This is a genomic window from Amycolatopsis sp. NPDC049159, assembly GCF_040648295.1.
In the GTDB taxonomy this organism is placed as follows: Bacteria; Actinomycetota; Actinomycetes; order Mycobacteriales; family Pseudonocardiaceae; genus Amycolatopsis; species Amycolatopsis pretoriensis_A.
In genome coordinates this window covers 144,334-167,157 of the sequence record NZ_JBEZDL010000023.1, presented here as the reverse complement: position 1 = coordinate 167,157, position 22,824 = coordinate 144,334, and the positions used below count along the sequence as shown (strand labels likewise).

The following is a 22,824-nucleotide window of genomic DNA, read 5'->3' as shown; positions in this document are numbered from 1 at the left end:
CCCGGAGCCCCCTAAGACCTTCGATGCTGGTTACTTGATGACCTTCAGATCGAAATCGAGGTACTCGGCCGCGTCCTCGGGGTTGGCGAACATGATCGTGCGGTCGTCCTCGTGGATCATCCGCCCGTAGTGCGTGGACATGCTTTCCTCGAACTCGGCCGCGTTGAACCAGCCCTCTTCCTCGCCGGCGGCCTCGTCGACCTCGGCGTAGACCAGGTCCGTCCGGCCCTTCGCGTCGACGCGGATCATCGAGGGCAGCGGGGTCACGGTCACGTTGTCCTTCGTGCTCATGACCTCGGCGATGATCGCGCCGACCTGGTTGTTCATCAGGGTGAAGCCACACATGTTCGACGCGGTGTTGTCGGCCTTGAACGGGCTTTCCGCCGTCTTGAAGATGGTCACTGGCCCAGCTCCTCCGGTGCTTTGAGGCCCAATTCGGACAGGATTCCGGCGAACCGGCTCTTCACGCGGTCGAGGCCGTCCTCGAACCGGATCGGCTTGGCGTCGGGCTGCGACCACAGCGGCTGCAGCGCGCGGGCCGCCGCGATGCAGCGCGGCACCCAGTCCTCGAGCCACTTCTGCAGCAGCGCCTTGTTGTGGTCGGCGAACTCCTTGTCGTTGACCAGCAGGTGGAACATCGGCTTCGTGTAGCGGAGGTCGCGTTCGGAGAAGTCGAACTCCTCGGCGCCGATCAGTGTCGGGGTGACGAAGTCGCCGTTGGCCGGCGCGGCCTGCTGCACCAGGTTGCTGCGGAACAGCTCGCCGACGAGGGGCTCGAAGACGACGTTCGCGGCGAAGATCGCCTCGCACCAGTCCCAGATCCCGGTCAGCTGCTCGGCGCAGTCCCGCACGCCCTGCCACGCCGGGTCCTCGTTCCAGGTCGCCAGGTGAGCGGTGCCGTCGAAGCCCTCGACCTCTTCGGTGAGGGTCAGGTTGTACAGCGCCAGGTCCTGCGCCGCGCGGATCCGGTGCATGCTGTTCACCGAGATCGCGTTGTTGTGCATGTTGGTCGGCGCGCGGCGGTTGGCGTTGGCGAACAAGTAGAGGCCGAGACCGTGGTCGACGTGCATCCACGCGCCGACGTGCTTGGCGACGAACTCGACCCAGTTGCGGTTCCACTGCTCGAACGCCTTGGCCTGGCGCGCGGCGTCGATGTTCTGGTTGAGCTGGCGCACGACGTTGGCGTTGTAGCGGTAGAGGGTGAGCTCCCACTCCTCGTTCGGGTCGCGGAACTCGTGCCAGCCGTGGGCCGGCCAGTCGTAGCCCTTGCCGCCGGAGCCCGGGCCGCGTTCGGGCAGCGGCCGGTCCGAACCCCACGCCTTCAGCGCGGTCCACTCGAGCGGGTAGCCGCCCTTGCCGTCGGCGAAGGCGTAGAGCCAGCCCTGGGACAGGTAGTGCCGCGGGTCGGGCTGGACCTCGACGGTGACGTCTTCGTAGTGGCTCTGCTTGCGCTTGGCCGGGGTGAAGTAGTTGTACTGGCGGGCGGTGGAGTCCGGGAAGACCTTCGCGCCCGCTTCGGCGTCGGTGAACGCCGGCTTCGGCACGCTGCGTTCGGAGGTGGCTGTCATGGGTTCCTTACCCTTCGCCCGTGGTGGTGAACTTGTCGTAGAAGACGCGCTTGTCGGCGACGCCGAGCGCGGGCAGCAGTTCCAGTGCGGCTTCCACCATCGGCGGGGGCCCGCAGACGTAGGCGTCGGCTCCGGTGAGGTCGACGCCGGCCCGGCGCAGGACGTCGGTGACGAAGCCGGTCTCGCCGGTCCAGTCGTCGTCGCCCGGCTCGGAAAGCGCCGGTACGTAACGGAAGTCCGGCAGTTTCTCCTCCAGTTCCCGCAGCTCGGCCTCGAAGCAGAGGTCGTGGCGGCGGCGGGCGCCGTAGTAGAAGACCGCCTTCCGGTCGAGACCGCGCTCGGCCATGGACCGCAGCAGCGCCAGGATCGGCGCCATCCCGGCGCCGCCGCCGACGAAGACGAGGTCCTTGCCCGGGTTGTCCCGGAGGGTGAACACCCCGAACGGGCCGGTCACCCGGAGCCGGTCGCCGACCGCGACGTCGGCGTCGAGGAACCGGGAAAACAGCCCGTCGGGGTAGATCTTGATGACGAACTCCAGCAGCCCGTCGCGCGCCGAGGTGTTGGCCATCGAGAACGAGCGCGTCTCCTCGGTGCCCGGGACCGCGAAGTCCAGGTACTGGCCGGGGAAGAACTTCAGTTCCTCGGCCAGCCGCACCACCAGGTGCCGGAGGTCGTGCGTGACGTGCTCGTTCGCGACGACCTCGACGGTCGTCTCCTGGATCGGCAGCCCGGACTGGATCATCTCCTCGTCGTAGTTGAGCAGCTCGATCGTCAGGTCTTCGTAGGCGTGGGCCCGGCACAGCAGCGTGAAGCCTTCCTCCTTTTCGTAGTCGGGGAGCGCGAAGGTCGAGTACCGGTCGTGTTCGACGTCGTCGCCGTCGAGGATGAACGACTTGCACGCCGCGCACTGCCCTTCCTTGCAGCCGTGCATGAGCATGACGCCCTGCTCGGCCGCGGCGCGCAGGATCGTGGTGTCCTCGGCGACGTCGATCTCGATCCCCACCGGCTCGAACCGGACGCGGTGCTTTTCCGCCATCCCAGCCCCAATCCGGCACTTTCACGTGAAAGTGCCCACCTGGGGGCGGCACTTTCACGTGAAAGTGCCGCCCCGGTCGGTCGCGTCAGGCCGTCTGGGGCGCCGGGCGGCCGGCCGGGCCCTGGCGGTTGTAGTCGGCCACGAAGGCGGCGCGCTGCTCGTCGGTCATCTGGTTGAGCAGCACGTTCGGCGACTGCACCTCGGGCATCCGGCGCAGGTGGTCGAGCGTCCACATCTTCTTGGGGTCGAGGTCGAGGTGCGGCTGCGCGACCATGGTCTTGCCGTCGTCGCGCACGAAGCCCATGTCGGAGACGACGTCGGCCCAGTTCCAGCCGTGGTAGAGCGTCTCCCACTCGCGGGCGCCGACCAGCTGGCCCATGTTCGGGGTGTTGCGGCCCTGGTAGGTGGGCCGGAACGCCTCGGCGTCGGTCCAGCGGCACGTCTCCGAGCAGTACGTGCGGTGCTGCCCGTCGACCTCGTCGACGACCATGTCCTCACGGATGAGGCACGGCACCATGCAGGTCCAGCAGCGGTGCGGGTACACGTAGTCGACGTCTTCGGCGACGATCGGGTGGTGCCCGTTCGGCGTCGCGAGGCGGCTGTAGTTCTCCCACCACTTGCCGTACTTGTCGTACCAGCCCGGGTACTTGTACTCGAACCACTCGAAGTCCTCGTCGGTCATCGGGTCGATGCGCCAGTAGTTGGCGAGCCACCCGGTGGCGAAGAACTGCGCGACTTCGTGGACGTAGCCCTTGTTCCAGATCCGGTTCCACGCCTCTTCGATGAGGTCGTGCGGGATGACGAGCCCGTACTTCTCGAGCGGGACCAGGTACGAGCGGTAGTAGTCGTCGTAGATCCACCGGCGCCACATTTCCGCGTAGCTTTCGCGGTCCTTGCGGCGGTCCTTGGTGCCGTATTCGATGAACGTGCCGATCGCGGCGTCGACGACGGCGTGGTTGTTCCACCACGCGTAGCGCAGGTCGCGTTCGAGCAGCTGGTGGTTGCTTTCGTCGGACAGGGCCATCAGCAGGGTGGCGTAGCCGTTGCTGATGTGGCGGGATTCGTCGGACTGCACCGAGTGGAAGACGGTCGGCAGCAGGTAGTCGCCGTTGGCCGCGGCTTCGGCCGGCATCGCGACGAACAGGGTGTTCGTGAACGCGGTTTCGGCGACGATGGTCAGGTAGATGCTCGCCGCGGTGATGGCGTCACCGGTGATGAAGCCTTCGGCGAACTGGCGGCCGATGGTGCCGCAGTAGTCGTTCTGGAAGTTGCGCAGGCTCGAGTTGAAGCCCGCCGGGTCGATGTAGTTCTGCATGTACAGGCGCTTGAGGTTCTGCTGGATCGTCGAGTGGCGGACCTCGTCGATCATCTGGATCGCCTGCCCGTTGTGCAGTTCCGGGTTCGGGACCGTGCGGAACAGCAGCGGCATCGCCCGCGCGGCCGAGATCTCGGGCAGCGGGATGATGGAGAGGAACAGCTTCTGCCACTCCAGCCAGCGTTCCTGGACCTGGCGGAACATGTTGCCGCGGATCGCGCCGTCTTCGGCGCCGTAGACCCGGTGGTCCTTTTCCTCCTGCATCGGGAAGTACGAGCGGAGGACCTGCTTCAACGGGTCCTTCTTCTTGGCCTTCTGGAAGGTGTAGTCGGTGCCGTAGTGCGAAACCGGGGTGTGGTAGGCCGGTTCCCACGACAATTCCTGGATCTTCTGGTGGGCTTTCGCCACACTCTGGCGACTCATGGATCACTCCTTGTCTCCTGAGCTCGCCGCCCAGGGCGTCCTGCGTTCACCATTCAACGGGGCACTCGTGGGTGACGCGGGTCTCAATCTGAGACAGAACCGCTGCTCAGGGCGTTTCGCCGGCGCCGAGCACCTGGGCGCGCAGTGCGGCGAGCTCGTCGTGGACGCCGGCCTGCACGCGCGCGTCGCCCTCGACGGTCGGGACGATGCCGAGCGCGCGCAGCAGCGCGGCGGCGGGTTCTCCGGGGTGGCCTCGCCCGCCGAGGGTCGGGTGCAGGCCCGCCTCGGCCAGGTGGGTGAAGACCAGGTTGACGATCGTCCAGGGGTTGTACGTCTCGGCGGCCATGCCCCCATGGCACCGCCGCCCCGCCGGTGCGGAGCGTCTCAATTTGAGACACCGCCGGGCGCGGGAGGCGCTTAGGCTGGACGGGCGGCACAACGGGTGTGCCCGCACCCACGTGGGCCGCGGGAAGCTGGAGGTCACGTGGACGAGATCGCGCCCGGAACCCTGCTCGCCGACGACGAGCTCGCCCGCACCCGGGTGCGTTTCCTGACCGCCGAAGCGGTGCCGCCCGGCACCGTGCGGCAGACGATCCTCGCCTCGTGGCGGCGCTCGCGGGAGTTCCGCGTCGAGGCCGACCGGATCGACCCGCACTACCTCGGCGACCGCAACCTCGACATCCCGCTGATGCGCGGCGCGGAGCCGGTGCTGCACAAGCTCGGCGAGCAGTTCGACGGCCAGCCGATCAGCCTCATCCTCACCGACCCGGCCGGCGTCGTGCTCACCCAGCGGACCGGCGACGCCGACCTGCGGCGGCACCTCGAGCGCGTCGAGCTCGTGCCGGGGTTCAGCTACGGCGAGCAGTCGGTGGGGACCAACGGCATCGGCACCGCGCTGGAGGACGGCCGCGCGACCACGGTGTTCGGCCACGAGCACTACGCCGAGCACCTGGAGAACCTCGCGTGCGCGGGCGTGCCGATCCACCACCCGATCTCCGGCAAGAAGATCGGCGCGGTCGACCTCACCTGCTGGCACAAGGACGCGGGCGGCCTGCTCATCGCGCTGGCCCGCTCGACGGCCGAGCAGATCCGCCAGGCGCTGCTGCGCCACAGCGACCTGCGGGAGATGATCCTCTTCCAGGCCTACCTGCAGACGTGCCGCCGGTGGACGGGCATCGTGCTGGCGTTCAACGACGACATCGTGATGATGAACGACCGGGCCCGGCAGCTGCTCGACCCGGCCGACCAGTCGGTGCTGCTCGGCCACGCCACCGAAGCGCTGGCCGACGGGCGGCGGACCCCGGCGACGCTGTCGCTCTCCAGCGGCCTGCGGGTCCGGGTGTTCTGCCGCCGCGTCCCCGGCCAGCGCGAGACCGACACCGCGGGCGGCGTCCTGTCGGTGAAGCTGATCGAAGCGGAAGAGACCCTGGCCGCGGCGATGCCGATGGTGCCGATGTACCTGCCGGGCGTGGTCGGCTCGGCCCCGCTGTGGCTGCGCTGCGGGCACGAGCTCGACGCCGGCCACCAGCGCGGCGAGTGGGTCGCGCTCGAGGGCGAGGCGGGCACCGGGAAGCTGACCCTGGCGAAGGGCCTGCACCAGCGCCACCACCCGGCGGCCCGCCTGGTCGCCGTCGACGCGGCCGGCGCGCTGGACCCCGACGCCCTGCTGCGCGAGCACGCCGAAGCCCCGATCCGCACGCTGGTCGTCCGCCACGCCGACCGGCTGGCGGCCCCGGCGGCCAACGCGCTCGCGGCCGTCCTGCGCCGGCTGCGCGACGACCCCGCCGCGCCCTGGGTCGTCGTCACGCTGGTCCCCGAGGCCGAGACCGAGCCGGCGCTGGCCGAGCTGCTCAAGGCGTTCCCGCGGACGGTCCGGGTGCCGCCGCTGCGCCACCACGTCGAGGACCTGGCGGAGCTGGTGCCCCTCGTCCTGAGCAAGCTCGGCTACGGCGGGCGGCTCACCTGCTCGGCGGCGGCCCTGCACCTGCTGATGCGGGCGGAGTGGCCGGGCAACACCGGGCAGCTGTACGCGGTGCTGCGCAAGGTGGCCCAGCGCCGCCGCGCGGGCACGATCCGGCCCGGCGACCTCCCGGCGGAGTTCCACGCGGTCGCCCGCCGCCCGCTCAACCGGTTCGAGTCGATCGAGCGCGACGCGATCGTGCGGTGCCTGGAGGACGCGGACGGCAACAAGGTCCGGGCGGCGAAGCTGCTGGGCATCTCGCGGGCGACGATCTACCGCAAGATCCACGAGTACGGGATCGTGCCCCCGGCCCGCTGAGGGGTCACTTCGGCGGGTTCACCGCCTTGGCGACGTCGTCGATCGTCTTCGGGTCGACCAGGCCGGTGTCCTCCAGGACGGTCATGTGGTCGAGGACCGTCTGGTTCGCCTCGGTCGCGTGCCGCCGGATGACGTCGTTGCGCGTGCCCGCGCGGACCTCGGCGATGGTCGCGAAGATCTTGCCGTGGGACGCGCGCAGGAGGTTCGCGAACAGCTTGTCGAACTCGAGGCCCTGCGCGGCGGTGAGCCGGCGGACCCAGCCCTGCTGTTCGGCACTGGCCTGGTCCGGCAGCCGGACGCCGAGCATCTTCGCGTCCTCGCGCACCAGCTGGTCGAGGTGCGAATGGCCGTCCAGCAGGTGCAGGCCGGCGCGCTTGACCGCGTCGCTGCTCGCGTGGGTCTGCGCGAGCTCCCCCGCGGGCATCTCCCAGAGCCCGGCCTGGCGGACCTTGACCAGGAACGTCTTGTCGAGCTCGGTGACCGGCCCGGCGCCCGCGACGTCACCCGCGCCCTCGGCGGCGGACCCCCTCTGCATGCCGGGCATGTCGTGCCCGTACGCCGGGACCTGCGCCTGGGTCGAGCCGGGCGCGGTCTGGGCGCTCGCCTTGAACACCATGACCGAGCCCACGCCGACCACGGCCAGGGTGGCCACGACGACCAGGATGGTCCGGACCCTGACCTTGGCCGTCATGCCACGGTGATCCGGCATCCAGAAATCCATTGTGGACGCACGCCGAAGCGGACCGGGCGTCCCGGAGTCACCCATCTTGACCGATCCTCTTGCGGTTGGCAAGTATTGCTTCATGCAAACCCTCGAAGACGCCGCCTCGGGCGCCGGCCCGGACGTGGTGGCCCTGGACGGCCTCACCCTCGTCCTGGTCGGGATCGCGTGGGAGTGCGCGCACGCGGCACCGGCGGAAGTCTCGTTCCCGCAGACCCGGCTCCTGCTCATCCTCGACCGCCTCGGCCGGGTGCCGAGCTCGCGGCTGGCCGAGGCGATGGGCGTCAACGCCTCGTCGGTGACGCGGCTGGCCGACCGGCTGGAAGCCCTCGGCTACGTCGCCCGCGGGCGCGACGCGCGCAACCGCAGCGTCGTCACCCTGGAGGTCACCGAGACCGGGCACGCGCTGGTGGGCGAGATCCTCGCCCGGCGGCACGCGGCGCTGGGCGAGCTGCTGGACCGGCTGCCGCCCGCGCAGCGCAAGGCCGCGGCCACGGCGGCCCGGCGGCTGGTGCACGCGGCCGCGACCATCCCGGCGCTCGGCCCGGCCGCGCTGTGAGTGCCATGCTGGACGGCATGGCGACCCGCTGGACGTGCCCGCGCTGCGACCGCGAGTTCGCGCGCGCCGGCCAGGGGCACACCTGCGTCCCCGGCTGCACGGTCGAGGACACCTTCGCCGGGAAAGCGCCGTGGCAGCGCGAGGTCTACGACGCCGTCCTCGCGCACCTGCACACCCTCGGCGACGTCCACGAGGACGCCGTCAAGGTCGGGGTGTTCCTCAAACGCGACCGCAAGCTCGCCGAGCTGCGGCCGCGGTCCCAAGACGTCTTGGTGTACCTGTGGCTCCCGCACCCGGTGGAGACGGCGCGGATCGCACCGGCCCGCTGGGCGACCGGCCCCCGGGTGGGGCACCAGCTCAAGCTGCGCGAGGTGTCCGATGTGGACGACGCCGTGCGCGGCTGGCTGACGCTCGCCTACGAGACTTCCTGAGTGATCGGTCCGGGACGAGATGCCGCGCTGCCGACCCGAAGGACCGCGGCCCGGCTCGCTCGACCGGCTGCCTCCGCAAACTCCTTCTCGAGCGCTGATGTTCTCGACCGCTTCTGGCGAAGTGGTGGTCCGGCAGTGCAGCGGGGCGCTCGAGCAGTCCTTCAGACCGTCGATTCCGTCGTCGTGGCGGTGTTTCACCGGTCGAACACGGTGCGGCTGATGCGGTAGCAGCGGCAGGTCGCCGCGACGGCCAGGCGCCGGTTCGCGCGCCTGACCAGGTCTTTCTCGCTCCACACTCGTTCAGCCATGGGTCTGTCTTGATCAGGGTCCCGGACTGTCGACAACCTCTGTCAGTTCTCGAGCGCTAGGCGCGGCCCGGGGAGACCGGGGCCAGGAGCAGGCCGGTGACCGCGTCGATCAGCCCGGTCCCCGCGTCGTCCCAGCTCGCCCTCGGCGTTGCCGTGCCCTCGGCCAGCGCGCGTTCGCGCTCGGCCGTCATGTGGATCATCAGCTGGCGGGCCATGTCGCCGCGCTCGGCGCGGACCTCCGCGGGCAGGCCGTCCAGGCAGCGGTTCAGGCCCTCGACCGCGCGGGCCAGCGCCGGTGAGGACAGGGACTCCTCGGCGATGATCGCCCGCAGCGCCGGGTCGGTCATCACCTGGGCGCTGAACCGCGCGAACCACGTCGGCGAACCCAGTTCCCGCAGGTGGCTCGTGCTCGGACGGACCAGGCAGGCCACCCAGTCGCGCAGGTCGCCATCGCCGCCGACGGCCTCGACCAGCTCCTCGCGCAGCCGCTCCATGGGTTCCGCGTGCTTGCGGACGATCGCGCGGACCAGGTCGACCTTCGTGCCGAAGTGGTAGTTCACCGCCGCGTTGTTGCCCTGCCCGGCCGCCTCGCTGATGTGCCGGTTGGACACCACATGCACCCCGTGCTCGGCGAAGAGCCGCTCCGCCGTGACGAGGATGCTTTCCCGCGTCGCACTCGCGCGGTCCGCCTTCACGTTCATCCAGCCCACCCTGATCGTTCCCGGTCCCCACTTTACGGAGCCGCCTCCGCTGGCGAGAACCCGGCGGAGGGTGGCCGGACAGCCACTGGCCCGCGACGACGGCGGTTCCTAGCGTTTCCGGCGTGATCCAGTTCCTCGCGCCGATCGTGATCGGCCTCCTCTACGTCGTGCTCAACTCGTTCGTCCCCGACGCGCACCGGCGGCGGCTCAACGCCGTCGTGGTCGGCGGGGCGGGCGCCGCGTACCTCTCCGGCGGCGCGCTCGGGCCGTGGGAACTGGTGTTCTGCACCGTCATGACCTACGTCGCCTTCCGCGGGCTCGACTCGTGGACGTTCATCGGCGTCGGCTGGCTGCTGCACACCGGCTGGGACGTCGTGCACCACCTCAAGGGGCAGCCGATCCTGCCGTTCGCGCACGATTCGTCGTTCGGCTGCGCGCTCTGCGACCCGGTCATCGCGATCTGGTGCTTCACCGGCGGCCGCGCGGTCCTGGGTTCGCGCACCGCCACCACGGGTACTCCGGTGCCATGAGCACCGACGTCGAACGCGCAGCGCACGCCTTCTGCCCCCGGTGCCACCCGGAGCCCCGGCCCGGGGACGTGCTCACGGCGCTGTGCGGTGCCCGCCACCCCTACTACGGCCGCCGCGACCGGCCGGTGAACACCTGCCCCGCCTGCGTGGCGCTCGCCTCGGCGAACGTCTACGCGTGCGGCCACCCGGGCGCCTGAGCACAGGCACCCGGGGACGGCGGGCGCGAAAGGGGAAATCGGGAGTTCCGGAACCACCGGGCGAACCGACCACCTACGCTGACCGGCATGAAGAGGGTGGGGATCGCCACGGCGACCGCGGCGATCGCCGCGCTCGTGCTGGCGCTCGTCCTCGGTCTGCTGGGCGGTACACCGACCGGCGCCGGGGACAACGGGGACGGTTACCGGTTGTTCTGCGGGCCCGGACTGACGCCGGCCACGCCGGACCACAAGGCGAGCTGGCTCGGCGGCGTGGTGCTCGACTTCGGCCGCGGTACGCCGTGCCCGGATCCGCAGCCCTCGAGCGCCGCGGTGCTCTTCGAGTCCGTCGCCGGCGGGGACGGCGCGTTCAGCCTGGTCAAGCTGGGCTGGCTCTACGTGCTCCTGGTCTTCCTGGTCACGCTGCCGGCGGCGTGGGCGGTGCAGGCCCGCGGCACCCGGCGCCTGCTCTTCCTGCTTCCGCCGTTGCTGCCCCTGCTCGAGCCGTCCTTCGCGCGGCTGTTCATCTCGACCTTCGCCGAGCCCGCCGGGTTGTTCGGCGCGTACGCGCTGCTCTGCGGGCTGGCGGTGATCGCCGCGACCAAGGCCGAGGACGGCTTCGCGCGGCTGGCGGCGCTCGGCCTCGTCGCCGTCGGCGGGGTCGTGGGCGGGCTGGCGAAGATCGGCTTCCTGCCGCTGTTCGTGCTGGCCGTGCTGGTGTGCGCGGTGACCGCGGCCCGGCCGGGCCGGGGCCGCTGGTGGTCCGGCCGGATCGTCGGGCCGGTGCTCGCCGTCCTGCTCGTGCTGGAGCTCATCGCCCCGATCCGGGCCAACCTCGCCTGGCAGGACCGCAACTACGCCGACGTCAACGCGGTCAACGTGGTCTACACCCTCGGCCTGGTCGAGTTCCCGGGCTCGGCGGCCGGGCTCGGGCTGCCGGCGGAGGCGCAGCGGAGCGCGGGCCACGCGTACTACCCGGACGGCCCGGAAGCGCTGGCCGGCGCGGACGTGCTGCTGGAGAACCCGGCGCCGGTCAAGCACAAGGTCTGGGACCTGCTGCTGACGCACCCCGGCGCGCTGGCGTCCGCGATCGGCACCGGCCTGCAGGCCACCCTCGGGCGCAGCCTCCCGTACCTGCCGGACGAGCCGTGGACGGCGGCGACCCGGCCCCCGGACAACTCGGCCCCGGTCAGCGGCGACATGGGCGGCGACGCGACGACGTTCCAGGCGTGGCTCGACAGCATGGGCCTGTGGTGGTGGCCGGTCCTGCTCGTCCTGCTGGGCCTGGCCGCGACGGTGTTCGCGCTGCTGCGCCGCCGTCCCGCGACGACCCGCTACGGCGTCGTCGCGGGAGTGGCCGTGACGAGCGCGCTCGGCATCGTGACGATGTCGGTGGTCGGCGACGGCTACTTCGAGATCGCCAAGCACGTGTGGCTGGCGGCGTACCTGCTCGACGTCGCGGCGCTCGCGCTGTGCGTCGTGGCGGGGCCGGTGCTGGTCCGGCGAGGGAAGGCGTGGTGGGAGCGCCGCCGGGCCGCGGCCACCCCGCCACCGCCGTCGGCGCACGAACCGGAGCCGGCGCCGGTCAGCTGACGTCGTCCCGGAGTTCGCGCACCAGCACCGGCAGCGCCACCAGCAGCGCGATCCCGCGCACGGCGGCCGCCAGGAGGTAGGGCGCCCGCAGGCCCAGCGCGTGTGCGACCAGCCCGCCGGTCAGCGTGCCGGCGGGGATCAGGCCCCAGCCGAGCAGGCGGTACGCGCCGGTGACGCGGCCGAGCAGCGCGGGCGGCACGAGCCGCTGGCGGAGGCCGACGGCGACGATGTTCCAGAGCGTCGTGGCGAAGCCGTTCACGGCCAGGAACGCCCCCATCGGCACGGCGGCGGAGCTCAGGCCGATGCCGGCGAACGCGCCGACGTTGACGGTCAGCGCCGTCAGCAGCGCCGCCCGGGTTCCGATCGCGGCCACGACCCGCGCGTTGACCAGACCGCCGGCGACGCTGCCGAGCGCCGCGGCGGCGAGCAGCACGCCGTAGCCGCGCGCGCCGACGTGCACCACCTGCGTGGCGAGCAGCACCAGGACCGCGTTGGCGAGCTGGCCGCCGAAGGTGTTGATCCCCAGCAGGACGGCGAGGGTCCGCAGCAGCCGGTGCCGGCGGAGCCAGGTCAGCCCCTCGCTGACGCCGGAACGCCGTGCCTCGCCGCGGGCGCGCCGGGGCAGCGTGGCCACGACCGCGGCGGACACCGCGAACGAAACGGCGTCGAGCCCGAACGGCAGGGCCGCCGCGACGCCGAACAACGCGCTGCCCAGCGGTGGCCCGGCGAACTGCTGGGTGACGGTCGTGATCGCCTGCTGGCGGCCGTTCGCCCGCGGCAGCAACGGGCGGGCGATCAGATCCGGCAGGATCGCCTGCGCGGCGGTGCCGAACACGACGTCGCCGGCGCCGAGGCCGAACGCGAGGACGGCGAGCACCGGGACGCCGATGCGGCCGCCCGCCGCGAGCACGGCGATCGCGGCGGCCAGCGCGGCTTGGACCGCCTGCGCCCGCCACATCAGCGTCGCCCGGTCGCAGCGGTCGGCCAGCGCACCCGCGGGCAGGGCCAGCAGCAGCCACGGGAGGTAGGCCGCGGTCGCGACGAGGGACACGAGCCGGGGGTCGCGCGTCACGGTGACGGTCAGGAGGGGCACCGCCGCGGTGAACGCGCCGGTGCCGAGGTTGTCGACGCCGGTCGCCCACCACAGGCGCCGGTGGGGCAGCCGGGTCATCCCGCGATCCTCCGGCGCTCCGGCGGCGCCGGACACCGTTTAGCGCGGTGCTACATACTCGGGACCGTGGCGCTCACGGTGGAACTCGACGTCGCCGAGCTGGCGGCGACCCGCCTCGCCGTCTCCCCGCTCTCGGAAACGGTGGCGTGCCTGCAGCAGCTCGGCGGCCGCGAACGGCAGGCGGAAGCCCTGCCGTGGCTGCGCTGGGCGACCGGCGAGCTGGCCCGCGAGCCCCTCGACCTCGCGTGGACGTGGCCGCTGCTGGTCAACGACCGGCCCAGCTGGCCGGAGTTCCTGGTGCCCGCGCCGCGGGGGTCGGGTCCGTCCATCGAGGACGACCTCGCCGCCCTGCGGCGCACGACCGCCCGCCAGGTCCGGGCCAGCCTCACCCGCGTGTTCGGCGCGGAGCTCCCCGGGCCGGCCGCCGACCTCGCCGCCCACCCGGCGGCCGGGCTGAAGGCGATCACCGCGGAGCTGCGTGCGGCGCACGAGCGCCTGGTGGCCCCGCACTGGCCGCGGATCCGGGCCGTCCTCGACGCCGACGTCGCCCACCGCGCCCGGGAGCTGGCCACGGGCGGCGCGCAGCGGCTGTTCACCGGCCTGCACCCGGACCTGCGCTGGCACGGGGGAAAGCTGCTGCTCGACGGCGCCCGCCCGGTCAACCGCGGTCCCGGCGGGCTCGTGCTGATCCCGGTCGTGCTCGGCTCACCGCACGTCCTGGTCAAGCGGAACACGTCCACGCAGACGACGGTCCGCTACCCGGCCCGCGGCCGCGGCGCCCTGTGGACGGCGGGCACCCGGCCCCCGGCTCAGGGCACGGTCCGCCTCCTCGGCGGCGCGCGGGCCGGGCTCCTCGAAGCCCTCCGCTCCCCCGCGACGACGACCGACCTGGCCCGAGCCCTCGGCGTCACGCCCAGCGCGGTCTCGCAGCACTTGGCTGTCCTGCGCGGAACGGGACTGGTGGACCGGGAACGTTCCGGGCGCCAGGTCCGGTACCTGATCACGGCGCTCGGAACGTCCCTTTTGGACGGCAGGTGACGCGTGGCCGAGGTTCGGTGAGCGTGGCCCGCGATGCGCCCCAATGAGGTTTTCCCAGTAGGGACGGGTGGGGGTGCGTGTTGCCCTGAGACGGCGCCGCCCGCGAACTCGGCATCATCGGCGCCCTCACCGCTGCCGCCGGCCGAGGCCTCACGACCCTCGCTGACAAGGCCTACCACTCAGCAGGCGTCGGTGTCCTGACCCCGTTCAAGAAAACCGCGGGTCAACCACCTCTCGCCAGCGACAATCTGGCCTACAACCTGCTCCACGCCCGCCTTCGCTGTCTCGGCGAACGCGCGAGGGCGATGCTCAAAACCCGGTGGCGCACCCTCACCCGCATCACCCTCTGCCCCCATCGCATCGGCGCCATCACCAGGCCACCCTCGTGCTCACCCATTATGAACACCAACACCGCTACTGAGAAAACCTCAATGTGGCGCTTGGCCCGAGCGTCAGCCGACTTCTCGCGTGCCGTTAGCCCAGCGACGTCAGCGGCACCGCGAACACCGCACGGCCGCACGTCTGGTTCTGTGCCTTGCAGTCCGCCGTCGACCACTCCGACTGGGACCAGACCAGGCCCGTCGCCCAGTCGTACGTCAGCGCTTCCGGGTGGACCGCCCAGCAAGCCGTCGTCGTGCCGCAGGTCGCCGACGTGCTCGCCGTCGTCGTCTGGGTCCAGAGCTGGCCGTTGAGGGTGGCCGAGCTGTGGGCGACGTACCACTTGCCGTTGTGGGACAACACTCCCTGCATGTTCCCGACGGAACTGCGGTACGCCTCGGACGCGGTGCCGGTCAGCAGGTAGTCCGTGCCCATCGGGAAGCGGTACAGGCGGCCGTGGCGGGTCTGGTCGGAGAAGTACTCCGTCGTCACCACCGAGGCCGGGCTGGTGCTGCGGTCCAGCGACAGCGACGAGAAGCACGGCACGCCCGTGTCGGAGGACATGCTGCACGTGCCGCCCGCGTACGAGTAGTACCCGACCTGCATCATCGCGTACTTGTAGGTGTAGGCCGCGTACCCGCCGGAGGTCTTGCCGATCGCGTTCGACGTCGTGTCGCTCAGCTGCAGGATGTGCTTGGTGCTGAAGACGCGGATCGCGGTCGAGGTGTTGCCCACCGCGGTGACGTAGATCTTGTCGCCGTACCAGGCCATCCCGCCCATGTGCGCCTGCGCCGAGGAAAAGCTGCTGCCGGTGCTGTTCGGCACGGCCAGGTACATCATCCGGTGCGCGGCCGCGGCCGGGTCGGCGTAGTTGACAGCCTGGATCCGCGCGTCGTTGTAGCGGCCGAGCTCGGTGGTGCCGTGCCAGCCGGACAGGATGATCTTGTCCGCGCCCCACAAGCCGTCGTCGTCGGCGTCGCCGGAGGTCGTGATGCCCTGGGGCACCCACGTCGTGCTGCCCGCCCGTTCGCTGTCCCAGCACAGCGACTTCGTCGCCACGGGCGCCTTCGGCAGCGCCGCCTTTTCCGCGCTCGTGCAGCCGGTCATCGCGTAGCTGGTGTCGTTGACGACCGTGTTGAGGCTGACGTTCGGCAGCGCGTTGTCCAGCGCGGTCAGCGCCGCCGCCGGGGTCGCGTGCCAGACCAGGTTCTGCTTCGTGGTGGTCGTCAGCGGGTCGCTGTAGGCGGCGCTCGCCGTCCCGGGCAGCGCCAGTGCGCCGGCCACCACGGCCAGCGCGAGGACGATCGCTTTCGGAATTCGCATGGCGCCAGTGCGCCACACGAGGGTCCAAATTCCGTACAACGCGCTTGTACTAGTCGGCCAGGGACAGCACCGTGCGCGCCTGCTCCACCATGGCCACGTCGAGGAACGTCCCGTCCGGCAACGCGATCGCGCCCACGCCGGCGGCCGTCGCGCCCGCCACCCGCGCGATGACCTCACGCGCCCGCGAAACCTCCTCGCGCGTCGGCAGGAACGCGGTCCGGATCGTTTCCAGCTGCACCGGGTGGATCGCCGTCCGGCCGCGGAACCCCAGCGCCCGGCCCGCGCGGCACGACGCCGCGAGCCCGTCGAGGTCGCGGACGTTCACGTACGCCGACATCGCCGGCGGGGCGAGCCGCGCGGCCCGCGCCGCGACGATCACCCGGCTGCGTGCCCACGTCAGCCCGGCGTCGTCGGCCACGCCGAGGTCCGAGCGCAGGTCCGCCTCGCCCAGCCCGATCGACGCCACCCCCGGCGACGCCGTCGCGATGTCCAGGGCGCGTTCCACGCCCAGCGCGGACTCGATCAGCGGGTGCAGGTCCCGGCCCGGGAGCACCGCGGCCACGGCCCGGACCTCCTCCGGTGCCTCGACCTTCGGCAGCCGCACCCCCACCGGGAGGTCCGCGACCGCCGCGAGGTCGGCCTCGTGCCACGGCGTGCTCGGGTGGTTGACGCGCACCTGCACCGGCCGGGACACCGAAGCGAGCAGCCGCACGGCGTTTTCCCGGGCCTCGTCCTTGCGGGCCGGGGCGACGGCGTCCTCGAGGTCGACGAGGACGACGTCCGCGCCCGACTCCAGGGCCTTGCGCACCCGGTCCGGCCGGTCCGCCGGCGCGTAGAGGAACGTGAGCGGCGGGCTCACACCGCACCCCGGTCCCGCAGCTCGGCCACCCGCTCCGGGGCGAACCCGAGTTCGTCCAGGACCGCGTCGGTGTCGGCGCCGTGCGGCCGCCCGGTGAACCCGATGACGCCGTCGTGGCCCGAGAGCCGGAACAGCGGGCCCTGCATGAGCATCGGCCCCAGCTCGGCGTCGTCGATCTCGTGGATCGTGCCGAGCGCCCGGAACTGCGGGTCGGCGACGATGTCGGCGGCGTCGTAGATCGGCGCCACCGCCGCCTGGGCCCCTTCGAACGCCGCGACGACCTCGTCGCGCGTGCGCTGCCCGATCCACTTGCCGACGGCTTCGTCGAGTTCGTCGGCGTGCCGGGCGCGCTCGGCACCGCCGGCGAACCACGGCTCGTCGGCCAGGTCGGGCCGGCCGACCAGCCGGACCACGCGCTCGGCGATCGACTGGGCCGAGGTGGACACCGCGACCCACTGGCCGTCGGCGGTGCGGTAGGTGTTGCGCGGCGCGTTGTTGATCGACCGGTTGCCGGTGCGCGGCTGGACGGTGCGCAGCTGGTCCCAGCGCGTGATCTGCGGGCCGAGCATGGCCAGCATCGGCTCGATGATCGCGGTGTCGACGACCTGCCCGCGCCCGGTGGTCGCGCGCGCCGCCAGCGCGACCATGATCGCGTACGCCGTGGCCAGGGACGCGACCCCGTCGGCGAGCCCGAACGGCGGGAGCGTCGGCGGGCCGTCCGGCTCCCCGGTGGTCGCCGCGAACCCGCTCATCGCCTCGGCGAGGGTGCCGAAGCCGGGCCGGCTCCGGTACGGGCCGGTCTGCCCGAAGCCGGTGACCCGGGCGAGGACGAGCTCCGGGTTCCAGCTCGCGAGCTCCTCGTACCCGAGGTTCCAGCGCTCGAGGGTGCCCGGGCGGAAGTTCTCGATCACGACGTCGGCGGTGGTGACGAGGGCGAGGAAGACCTCGCGGCCGCCTTCGCTGCCGAGGTCGGCGGTGATCGTGCGCTTGTTCCGGCCGAGCGTCTTCCACCAGAGGTTGACGCCGTCCTTCGCGGCGCCGTGGGTCCGCGAGGGATCCGGCTTGCGGGGGTGCTCGACCTTGATCACCTCGGCCCCCATGTCGCCGAGGTGCATCGCGGCCATCGGCCCGGCGAAGAGCGTGGACGCGTCGACGACGCGCAGCCCGGCCAGTGCCCCGGCGGCGGGGTCGCGGGAGACGCTCACGACGGCACCTCCCAGGCGCACCGGAAGCCCACCGTCGCGCCGCGCGCGAGACCGAGCCCGGGGAGCAGCAGCTTCACGGCGTACCCGGGGTCTTTGCGGCCGCCTTCGACGTACCACTCGGAGCCCTCGGCCGCGTAGTCGCTGCCGCCCTTGAGCATCACGAACCGCGTGCGGCCGTCGGAGTGCTCGCTCTCGGTCCAGTTCCAGACAGCCGGGGTGCCGCGGCGCAGCTGCTCCCCCGCCAGCTGCCATTCGTCCTCGGTCGGCAGGCGCCCGCCGCGCCAGGCGCAGTACGCGCGGGCGTCGCCGAGGTCGACGTAGGTGACCGGCTCGTCCGGTTTTCCCCGCCGGGCGAGAAAACGGTGCTTCTGCCGGGGTTCGTACCCGGTGGCGGCCACGAACTCCGCGAACTGCGCGACGGTCACCTCCGTGACGCCGACCGCGACGGCCGTCGTCAGCTCGCCCTCGCGCTGCAGCGTCCGGGCGTCGTGCAGGCGCGGCGGGAGCGGCTTCCATTCGTCGACGTAGGGCGCGCCCTGGTACATCCCGGTCTCGCGGGCGCGGTACCGGACGGTGAGCACGTACGGGCCCGCCGGGACGACGACGGCGTCTTCGTCCGGCGTTCCTCCGGTCCGTTGTGGACGGACGCGGGCCGCGACCCGGTGCGGGAACCGGGCGTCCGGGTCGTGCGGCAGGGTGGGCAGCTCCGGGCGCCAGCCCTCCGCCGTCGCGCCGATGCCGCGGGCCGGGACCCCGCCGAGGAGGTCGGTGCCGGGCAGCGGGCCGTGGTAGTCGGTGTCGCCGCGGTTGGCGAGGGTCCACAGTGTCCTGCCGCCGAGTTCCCAGCGGGACGCGTAAACGCCGGCGGCTTCGGCTTCGGGCGGCAGCTCGGCCAGCGGGGTCCAGTCCCCGTCGAGGAGGAGGTCCTTCGCCGCGCGCTGGAGCGTGACCATCCGGCGGACGGTCGCGGCGTCGCGCGCCGACCAGCCGACCCAGACGCCGAAGACGACTTCCCAGACCATGACGCCGACGCCGTTGAGCCACGCCGACTGCAGCTCTTCGCTGTGGTCGCGGTGCCAGCGGCGGACGTGGTGCTGCATGTGCCGCCGCTCGTACCAGTGGGCACGCAGGACGCCGGGCACGGGCGAGTCGGCGAAGAACTGGGCCCACGACGCCGCGTGGTCCTCGATCCGCTCGACGGCGAGCTTCGATTCGCCTTCGAGGACGATCCCGGGCCGGGCGGCTTCGAGCCGGTCGACGAAGTCCGGCTCGGCCTTCTTGAGCGTGTCGAGGAAGACGCCGTCGGCCGCGAAATCGGCGACGAGCGCGGCGAGTTCGGTGGGGTCGTCCGCGCCGCGGCGGGTGCCGACGTCCCAGGGGTTGTAGTCGACGAAGACGCGCAGGCCTTCGTCGTGCAGGGTGCCGATCAGGTCGGCGAGGCCCGGGACGTCGCGGTAGAAGTCCCACTGGTTGCGGTCGTCGAGGCCGATCACCGGGTAGGCGTGCCAGAGGACGACGGCGTCGAGCCCGCCGAAGCGCGCCCGGGCGTCGGCGAGGAAGCGCCCGGGCGTGAAGCGGTCTTCTTCGAACGAGTACAGCAGTTCGTCCCAGAGCCACACCTGGGCGACCGCGTGGCAGGACGCCGCCCAGGTCGCTTGGGGACGGTCGTAGGCGGCTCCGGTGTAGCCGTGGCGCTCGCGGGCGTCCTCGCGCCATTCACGCAGCTTCGCGCGCCACGCGGGCCGGTCGGCCGGGTCCCGGGGCGCGGCGAAGATCTTCGCTTCGTCCAAACCGGACAACGGGCCGCGTACCTCGGTGGGCCGGTCGATCGGCCGCGGGACGAGCGGGTCGAACGTGGTGGTCATCGTGCCTTTCCTTCGAGCGCCGCCACTTCCGCGGCGGTGGGGACGGCGGCCTGGGCCCCGGGCCGGGTGACCGCCAGCGCCCCGGCCGCGCCCGCCCGCCGGGCGGCTTCGGGCAGGTCGAGGCCCTGGGCCAGCGCGGCCGCGAGGACGCCGCAGAAGGTGTCGCCCGCGCCGGTGGTGTCCACCGCGTCGACCGGGAGGCCGGGAATCCGCACGGGCTCGGCGTTGCGGCGGAGGACCACGCAGCCCTCGCCGCCGAGGGTGACGACCACCGCCGGCACCCGCGCGAGCAGCTTTTCGGGCTCGCCCGCCAGATCGGCGGCTTCGTGTTCGTTGACGACGAGCAGGTCGACGACGTCCCAGAGCGACTCGGGCAGCTCCCGCGACGGCGCCGCGTTGAGGATCACCAGCGCGCCGGGCCGTTTCGCGGCGGCGGCGTCCGCGACGACGCCGAGCGGGATCTCGAGCTGCGCGAGCACGACGTCGGCCTCGGCGATCCGATCGGCCTGCGCCGCCCCGATCTCGACGTGGTCGTTGGCGCCCGGGGCGACGACGATGGCGTTCTCGCCGTCCGGGGCCACGGTGATGAAGGCGGTCCCGGTCGGCGCTTCGGCCCGCTCGACGAGGTCGGTGCGGACGCCGGCGCCGCCGAGGGAGACGAGGATCAGGTCGGCGCCTTCGTCTTCGCCGAGCGCGCCGACGAAGGAGGTGTCGGCACCCCCGGCGAGCGCGGCGGCGACGGCCTGGTTCGCCCCCTTGCCCCCGGGGCTGCGGCGAAGGCGGTCGCCGAGGACGGTCTCGCCGGCCTTCGGCGCCCGGGGCACGTCGACGGCGAGATCGACGTTGGCGGACCCCACGACGACAACTCGTCCCCCCGTCATCGGACGGCCTCCGCGAGCGCCGCCGTGCGGGCCGCGAGGTCGGCGATCCGCCGTTCCCCACCCGGCAGCGACGTCGCGATCCGGCCGTCCAGGGGCTTGCTCCAGTACTCGTCCACGCCGCTCAGCGCGCCCACCACTCCCCCGACCGTCGCGGCCGCCGAGTCGGTGTCCCAGCCCGCCGTCACCGCGATCGCGACGCTCGGGCCGAACTCGCCGCCGCCCTTCGCGAGCGCGTACGCGATCACCGCGGCGTTGTTGAGCACGTGCACCCAGTGCAGGTGCCCGTATTCCGCGTGGAGCCGGTCGAGTCCGCTCGCGACATCGCCCGACGCGGCCGCTGAACGTCCGAAGCAGACCGCGGCCGCCAGGTCGCTCGACGCCGGGATCGCGGCCGCCGCCGCGTCGAGGACGTCCTCGACGCGGTCGCACACCATCGCCGCCGAGGCCAGGCCCGCGGCCCACATCGCGCCGTACACGCCGTTGCGCGTGTGGCTCAGCCGGGCGTCCACCGCGGCCAGCCGGGCCGCGGCCCGGACGTCGCCCGGGCTGATCCAGCCGAACACGTCCGCGCGGATCAGCGCGCCGATCCACTCCCGGAACGGGTTGCGGTAGGTGGCGGTCTCCGGGACGGCGCGCGCGTCGAGCAGGTTCCGGTAGGCCGCGCGCTCCGCCGTGAACACCCGCCCGGCGGGCAGGTTGTCCAGCCACAGCTGGGCGACGTCCTCGGTCGTGAACCCGCGGCCGCGCTCCTCCACCAGCGACAGCGCCAGCATCGGGTAGTTGAGGTCGTCGTCCTCGGGCATCCCGTCGATGTTCTCTTCGAGCGAGGTCGGGGCCGACCGGCGGTTCCACGGCCACCGCGTGGCCACCTCCGCGGGCAGGCCCACCGCGGTGAACCACCCGTCGAGGGGCCACCGGCCGGTCGCGCGGAGGATCTCTTCGATCCCTTCGCGCGGGATCTTCTCCACCGGCTTGCCGAGCAGGCAGCCCGCGGCCCGCCCGGTCCACGCGTTCAGCTCCCGGCCGCGGGACCCGCGCGGCAGCGAAGGCGCCACCGGCAGGACCGGCTCCGGCTCGTTCACCGGAGCGTCCAGCGAATCCAGCAGCTCCCGCGCCAACGGCCGCAGCCCGGGGGCCTCGGGACCGGCGCCGCTCACGGCGGGCACCGGGTCACCGCCCGCCGCGAGCCACCGCGCCCGCGCCGCGGAGACGTCCTTTCCCTCCGCTTCGGACTGGACCAGCTCGTGCGGGAGCAGGTCCTCGGGCCGGGCCCAGGTCAGCCTCACGCCGTCTCCCCGAAGAACGCCACCCGGGCCAGCGCCCGCTCGCGGTCGGCCTTCAGGATGTCCGCGGCCGCCGAAGCCAGCAGGTGCCCGGTCTCCCGCAGGTCCATCCGGCTGGCGTCGCCGACCTCGTCGACCCACTCGGCCGGCACCACGGCCGTCCCGCCGAGGCCCGCGCAGATCGCCGCCGCCATCACGGCGATGGAGTCGGCGTCGCGGCCGTAGTTGACGGCCGCCAGCACCGCGCCGCGGAAGTCGCCCCGGTGCGCCAGCACGAACGCCAGCGCGGCGGGCAGTTCCTCGATCGACTTCGTCCGCGAGGGCCGCCGCGCGTCCATCGACATCTCCCGGTAGTGCGGCCCGACCGAGTCGAACGGCGCGACGGTCTCGCGGACGAGAGCCGCCAGCGCGCGTTCTTCCCCGTCGGTGGCCGGGGGGACGGACCGGTCACCGAAGGCCGCCACGACCGCGCGCAGCGCCGCCGCGGTCCCGTCGTGGGCCACGTCCAGCGCGGCCGCGACGACGTCGTCGAGTGTCGCACCGGGCGCGACCGCGGCCGCCACCATCGCGGCCAGCACGCCCGCCGCCTCGCGGCCGTAGCTGGACTGGTGCGCGCCGGTCAGGTCGATCGCCTCGGCGTACGCGGCCCGCGGATCACCCGCGTTGACCACGCCCACCGGGGCGACGTACATCGCCGCGCCGCAGTTGACCACGTTGCCCACGCCCGCTTCCCGCGGGTCGACGTGTCCGTAGTGGAGTCTCGCGACGATCCACTTCTCCGCGAGGAAGACCCGCTGCAGCAGCAGCGCGGTCGACTCCAGCTCCGGTACCCAGCGCGGTTCGCCGATCATCAGCGGCACCAGGTCCTCGGCCATCGCGTACGCGTCGAGGTGCGCCCGGCGCTTCGCGTACACCTCGACGAGCGCCCGCGTCATGAGGGTGTCGTCGGTGATGTGCCCGTCGCCCTTGTGGTACGGCGCGATCGGGCGGGCCGTCCGCCAGTCCGGGTACCACGGCCCGACGACACCGGTCACCCGGCCGCCGTGCCGCTCTTCGATCTGCTCGGGTGTCCACCCTTCGGTGGCGCCGCCGAGGGCGTCCCCGACGGCCGCACCGGTGATCACCGCGACGGCCCGGTCTTCCAGCCAGGTCACGAATCCGCTC

The 22,824-nt window shown here is 72.5% G+C and carries 22 protein-coding genes and 1 pseudogene; 8 read left to right on the top strand and 15 right to left on the bottom strand.

The features are described 5' to 3' along the window. Positions 1–30: 30 nt before the first annotated feature. The 5 genes from mimD to AB0B33_RS36745 all read right to left on the bottom strand — a co-directional run bounded on the left by mimD (position 31) and on the right by AB0B33_RS36745 (position 4,688). Positions 31–402, bottom strand: a complete 372-nt coding sequence (gene mimD, locus AB0B33_RS36765) for a propane 2-monooxygenase effector subunit MimD (protein WP_247023775.1) — start codon at positions 400–402, stop codon at positions 31–33. Further along, positions 399–1,568, bottom strand: a complete 1,170-nt coding sequence (locus AB0B33_RS36760; protein WP_247023776.1) for a toluene hydroxylase — start codon at positions 1,566–1,568, stop codon at positions 399–401. The genes mimD and AB0B33_RS36760 overlap by 4 nt, the downstream gene beginning before the upstream one ends. 7 nt (positions 1,569–1,575) lie before the next feature. After that, positions 1,576–2,604 (bottom strand): 2Fe-2S iron-sulfur cluster binding domain-containing protein, encoded by a 1,029-nt coding sequence (locus tag AB0B33_RS36755; protein WP_360780589.1) that lies wholly within the window; start codon positions 2,602–2,604, stop codon positions 1,576–1,578. Between the two features lie 85 nt (positions 2,605–2,689). Continuing rightward, the gene (locus AB0B33_RS36750) at positions 2,690–4,342 is read right to left on the bottom strand and encodes a methane monooxygenase (RefSeq protein ID WP_247023778.1); all 1,653 of its coding nucleotides are present in this window, start codon (positions 4,340–4,342) and stop codon (positions 2,690–2,692) included. Between the two features lie 106 nt (positions 4,343–4,448). Continuing rightward, complete coding sequence (locus tag AB0B33_RS36745; protein ID WP_247023779.1) at positions 4,449–4,688, bottom strand: hypothetical protein; 240 nt, start codon at positions 4,686–4,688, stop codon at positions 4,449–4,451. A 138-nt stretch (positions 4,689–4,826) separates the two neighbouring features. Between AB0B33_RS36745 and AB0B33_RS36740 the strand changes: the two genes are divergently transcribed. After that, entirely contained in the window at positions 4,827–6,620 is a 1,794-nt protein-coding gene (locus AB0B33_RS36740) for a helix-turn-helix domain-containing protein (RefSeq protein ID WP_360780585.1), read from the top strand. Positions 6,621–6,624: 4 nt separating this feature from the next. Here the strand turns inward: AB0B33_RS36740 and AB0B33_RS36735 are convergent, their stop codons facing one another. Further along, a complete protein-coding gene (locus AB0B33_RS36735; RefSeq protein ID WP_360780582.1) occupies positions 6,625–7,329 on the bottom strand; it encodes a DUF4142 domain-containing protein in 705 nt (234 codons plus the stop codon). A gap of 94 nt (positions 7,330–7,423) precedes the next feature. Between AB0B33_RS36735 and AB0B33_RS36730 the strand changes: the two genes are divergently transcribed. After that, positions 7,424–7,900 (top strand): MarR family transcriptional regulator, encoded by a 477-nt coding sequence (locus AB0B33_RS36730; RefSeq protein WP_360780579.1) that lies wholly within the window; start codon positions 7,424–7,426, stop codon positions 7,898–7,900. A 17-nt stretch (positions 7,901–7,917) separates the two neighbouring features. Beyond that, positions 7,918–8,331 carry a DUF5655 domain-containing protein gene (locus AB0B33_RS36725; protein WP_360780576.1) on the top strand — a complete coding sequence of 138 codons (414 nt, stop codon included), beginning with the start codon at positions 7,918–7,920 and terminating at the stop codon, positions 8,329–8,331. A gap of 364 nt (positions 8,332–8,695) precedes the next feature. On the opposite strand, the gene AB0B33_RS36720 is transcribed toward AB0B33_RS36725, so the two are convergent. Continuing rightward, positions 8,696–9,340 carry a helix-turn-helix domain-containing protein gene (locus AB0B33_RS36720; protein ID WP_360780573.1) on the bottom strand — a complete coding sequence of 215 codons (645 nt, stop codon included), beginning with the start codon at positions 9,338–9,340 and terminating at the stop codon, positions 8,696–8,698. A 122-nt stretch (positions 9,341–9,462) separates the two neighbouring features. On the opposite strand from AB0B33_RS36720, the gene AB0B33_RS36715 reads away from it, so the two are divergent. From AB0B33_RS36715 to AB0B33_RS36705, 3 genes are all read left to right on the top strand, one after another. Continuing rightward, complete coding sequence (locus AB0B33_RS36715; RefSeq protein WP_360780570.1) at positions 9,463–9,870, top strand: DUF6010 family protein; 408 nt, start codon at positions 9,463–9,465, stop codon at positions 9,868–9,870. After that, positions 9,867–10,067, top strand: coding sequence for a hypothetical protein (locus tag AB0B33_RS36710; protein WP_247023784.1), 201 nt, complete (start codon positions 9,867–9,869; stop codon positions 10,065–10,067). Before AB0B33_RS36715 ends, AB0B33_RS36710 begins: the two co-directional genes overlap by 4 nt. 87 nt (positions 10,068–10,154) lie before the next feature. Next, positions 10,155–11,657 carry a hypothetical protein gene (locus tag AB0B33_RS36705; RefSeq protein WP_360780567.1) on the top strand — a complete coding sequence of 501 codons (1,503 nt, stop codon included), beginning with the start codon at positions 10,155–10,157 and terminating at the stop codon, positions 11,655–11,657. Here the strand turns inward: AB0B33_RS36705 and AB0B33_RS36700 are convergent. Then, on the bottom strand, positions 11,650–12,828 hold the full coding sequence (locus AB0B33_RS36700) for an MFS transporter (protein WP_360780564.1): 1,179 nt from the start codon (positions 12,826–12,828) through the stop codon (positions 11,650–11,652). The genes AB0B33_RS36705 and AB0B33_RS36700 overlap by 8 nt on opposite strands. A gap of 66 nt (positions 12,829–12,894) precedes the next feature. On the opposite strand from AB0B33_RS36700, the gene AB0B33_RS36695 reads away from it, so the two are divergent. Both AB0B33_RS36695 and AB0B33_RS36690 read left to right on the top strand, forming a co-directional pair. After that, complete coding sequence (locus tag AB0B33_RS36695) at positions 12,895–13,866, top strand: DUF5937 family protein (protein WP_360780561.1); 972 nt, start codon at positions 12,895–12,897, stop codon at positions 13,864–13,866. A gap of 95 nt (positions 13,867–13,961) precedes the next feature. Further along, positions 13,962–14,287 (top strand): annotated as a pseudogene (locus AB0B33_RS36690) (transposase family protein); the annotation flags it as partial. 53 nt (positions 14,288–14,340) lie between these two features. Here the strand turns inward: AB0B33_RS36690 and AB0B33_RS36685 are convergent. From AB0B33_RS36685 to AB0B33_RS36655, 7 genes are read right to left on the bottom strand one after another with little or no spacing between them, the layout of a single operon-like run. After that, positions 14,341–15,567 carry a hypothetical protein gene (locus AB0B33_RS36685; protein ID WP_360780558.1) on the bottom strand — a complete coding sequence of 409 codons (1,227 nt, stop codon included), beginning with the start codon at positions 15,565–15,567 and terminating at the stop codon, positions 14,341–14,343. 49 nt (positions 15,568–15,616) lie between these two features. Further along, positions 15,617–16,426 carry a CoA ester lyase gene (locus tag AB0B33_RS36680; protein ID WP_360780555.1) on the bottom strand — a complete coding sequence of 270 codons (810 nt, stop codon included), beginning with the start codon at positions 16,424–16,426 and terminating at the stop codon, positions 15,617–15,619. Beyond that, positions 16,423–17,631 (bottom strand): CoA transferase, encoded by a 1,209-nt coding sequence (locus tag AB0B33_RS36675; protein ID WP_360780552.1) that lies wholly within the window; start codon positions 17,629–17,631, stop codon positions 16,423–16,425. The genes AB0B33_RS36680 and AB0B33_RS36675 overlap by 4 nt, the downstream gene beginning before the upstream one ends. Beyond that, complete coding sequence (locus tag AB0B33_RS36670; protein ID WP_360780550.1) at positions 17,628–19,496, bottom strand: SUMF1/EgtB/PvdO family nonheme iron enzyme; 1,869 nt, start codon at positions 19,494–19,496, stop codon at positions 17,628–17,630. Before AB0B33_RS36670 ends, AB0B33_RS36675 begins: the two co-directional genes overlap by 4 nt. After that, positions 19,493–20,377 carry a ribokinase gene (locus AB0B33_RS36665; RefSeq protein ID WP_360780546.1) on the bottom strand — a complete coding sequence of 295 codons (885 nt, stop codon included), beginning with the start codon at positions 20,375–20,377 and terminating at the stop codon, positions 19,493–19,495. The genes AB0B33_RS36670 and AB0B33_RS36665 overlap by 4 nt, the downstream gene beginning before the upstream one ends. Further along, positions 20,374–21,663, bottom strand: a complete 1,290-nt coding sequence (locus tag AB0B33_RS36660; protein ID WP_360780543.1) for an ADP-ribosylglycohydrolase family protein — start codon at positions 21,661–21,663, stop codon at positions 20,374–20,376. The genes AB0B33_RS36665 and AB0B33_RS36660 overlap by 4 nt, the downstream gene beginning before the upstream one ends. Then, positions 21,660–22,814 (bottom strand): ADP-ribosylglycohydrolase family protein, encoded by a 1,155-nt coding sequence (locus AB0B33_RS36655; RefSeq protein ID WP_360780540.1) that lies wholly within the window; start codon positions 22,812–22,814, stop codon positions 21,660–21,662. Before AB0B33_RS36655 ends, AB0B33_RS36660 begins: the two co-directional genes overlap by 4 nt. Between the last annotated feature and the right edge of the window lie 10 nt (positions 22,815–22,824).

Coding starts and splice junctions, on each gene's coding strand:
- AB0B33_RS36760 (WP_247023776.1), bottom strand. CDS start 1,568: ATGACAGCCACCTCCGAACGCAGCGTGCCGAAGCCGGCGTTCACCGAC.
- AB0B33_RS36755 (WP_360780589.1), bottom strand. CDS start 2,604: ATGGCGGAAAAGCACCGCGTCCGGTTCGAGCCGGTGGGGATCGAGATC.
- AB0B33_RS36750 (WP_247023778.1), bottom strand. CDS start 4,342: ATGAGTCGCCAGAGTGTGGCGAAAGCCCACCAGAAGATCCAGGAATTG.
- AB0B33_RS36745 (WP_247023779.1), bottom strand. CDS start 4,688: ATGGCCGCCGAGACGTACAACCCCTGGACGATCGTCAACCTGGTCTTC.
- AB0B33_RS36735 (WP_360780582.1), bottom strand. CDS start 7,329: ATGCCGGATCACCGTGGCATGACGGCCAAGGTCAGGGTCCGGACCATC.
- AB0B33_RS36730 (WP_360780579.1), top strand. CDS start 7,424: ATGCAAACCCTCGAAGACGCCGCCTCGGGCGCCGGCCCGGACGTGGTG.
- AB0B33_RS36725 (WP_360780576.1), top strand. CDS start 7,918: ATGGCGACCCGCTGGACGTGCCCGCGCTGCGACCGCGAGTTCGCGCGC.
- AB0B33_RS36720 (WP_360780573.1), bottom strand. CDS start 9,340: ATGAACGTGAAGGCGGACCGCGCGAGTGCGACGCGGGAAAGCATCCTC.
- AB0B33_RS36710 (WP_247023784.1), top strand. CDS start 9,867: ATGAGCACCGACGTCGAACGCGCAGCGCACGCCTTCTGCCCCCGGTGC.
- AB0B33_RS36705 (WP_360780567.1), top strand. CDS start 10,155: ATGAAGAGGGTGGGGATCGCCACGGCGACCGCGGCGATCGCCGCGCTC.
- AB0B33_RS36700 (WP_360780564.1), bottom strand. CDS start 12,828: ATGACCCGGCTGCCCCACCGGCGCCTGTGGTGGGCGACCGGCGTCGAC.
- AB0B33_RS36685 (WP_360780558.1), bottom strand. CDS start 15,567: ATGCGAATTCCGAAAGCGATCGTCCTCGCGCTGGCCGTGGTGGCCGGC.
- AB0B33_RS36670 (WP_360780550.1), bottom strand. CDS start 19,496: ATGACCACCACGTTCGACCCGCTCGTCCCGCGGCCGATCGACCGGCCC.
- AB0B33_RS36665 (WP_360780546.1), bottom strand. CDS start 20,377: ATGACGGGGGGACGAGTTGTCGTCGTGGGGTCCGCCAACGTCGATCTC.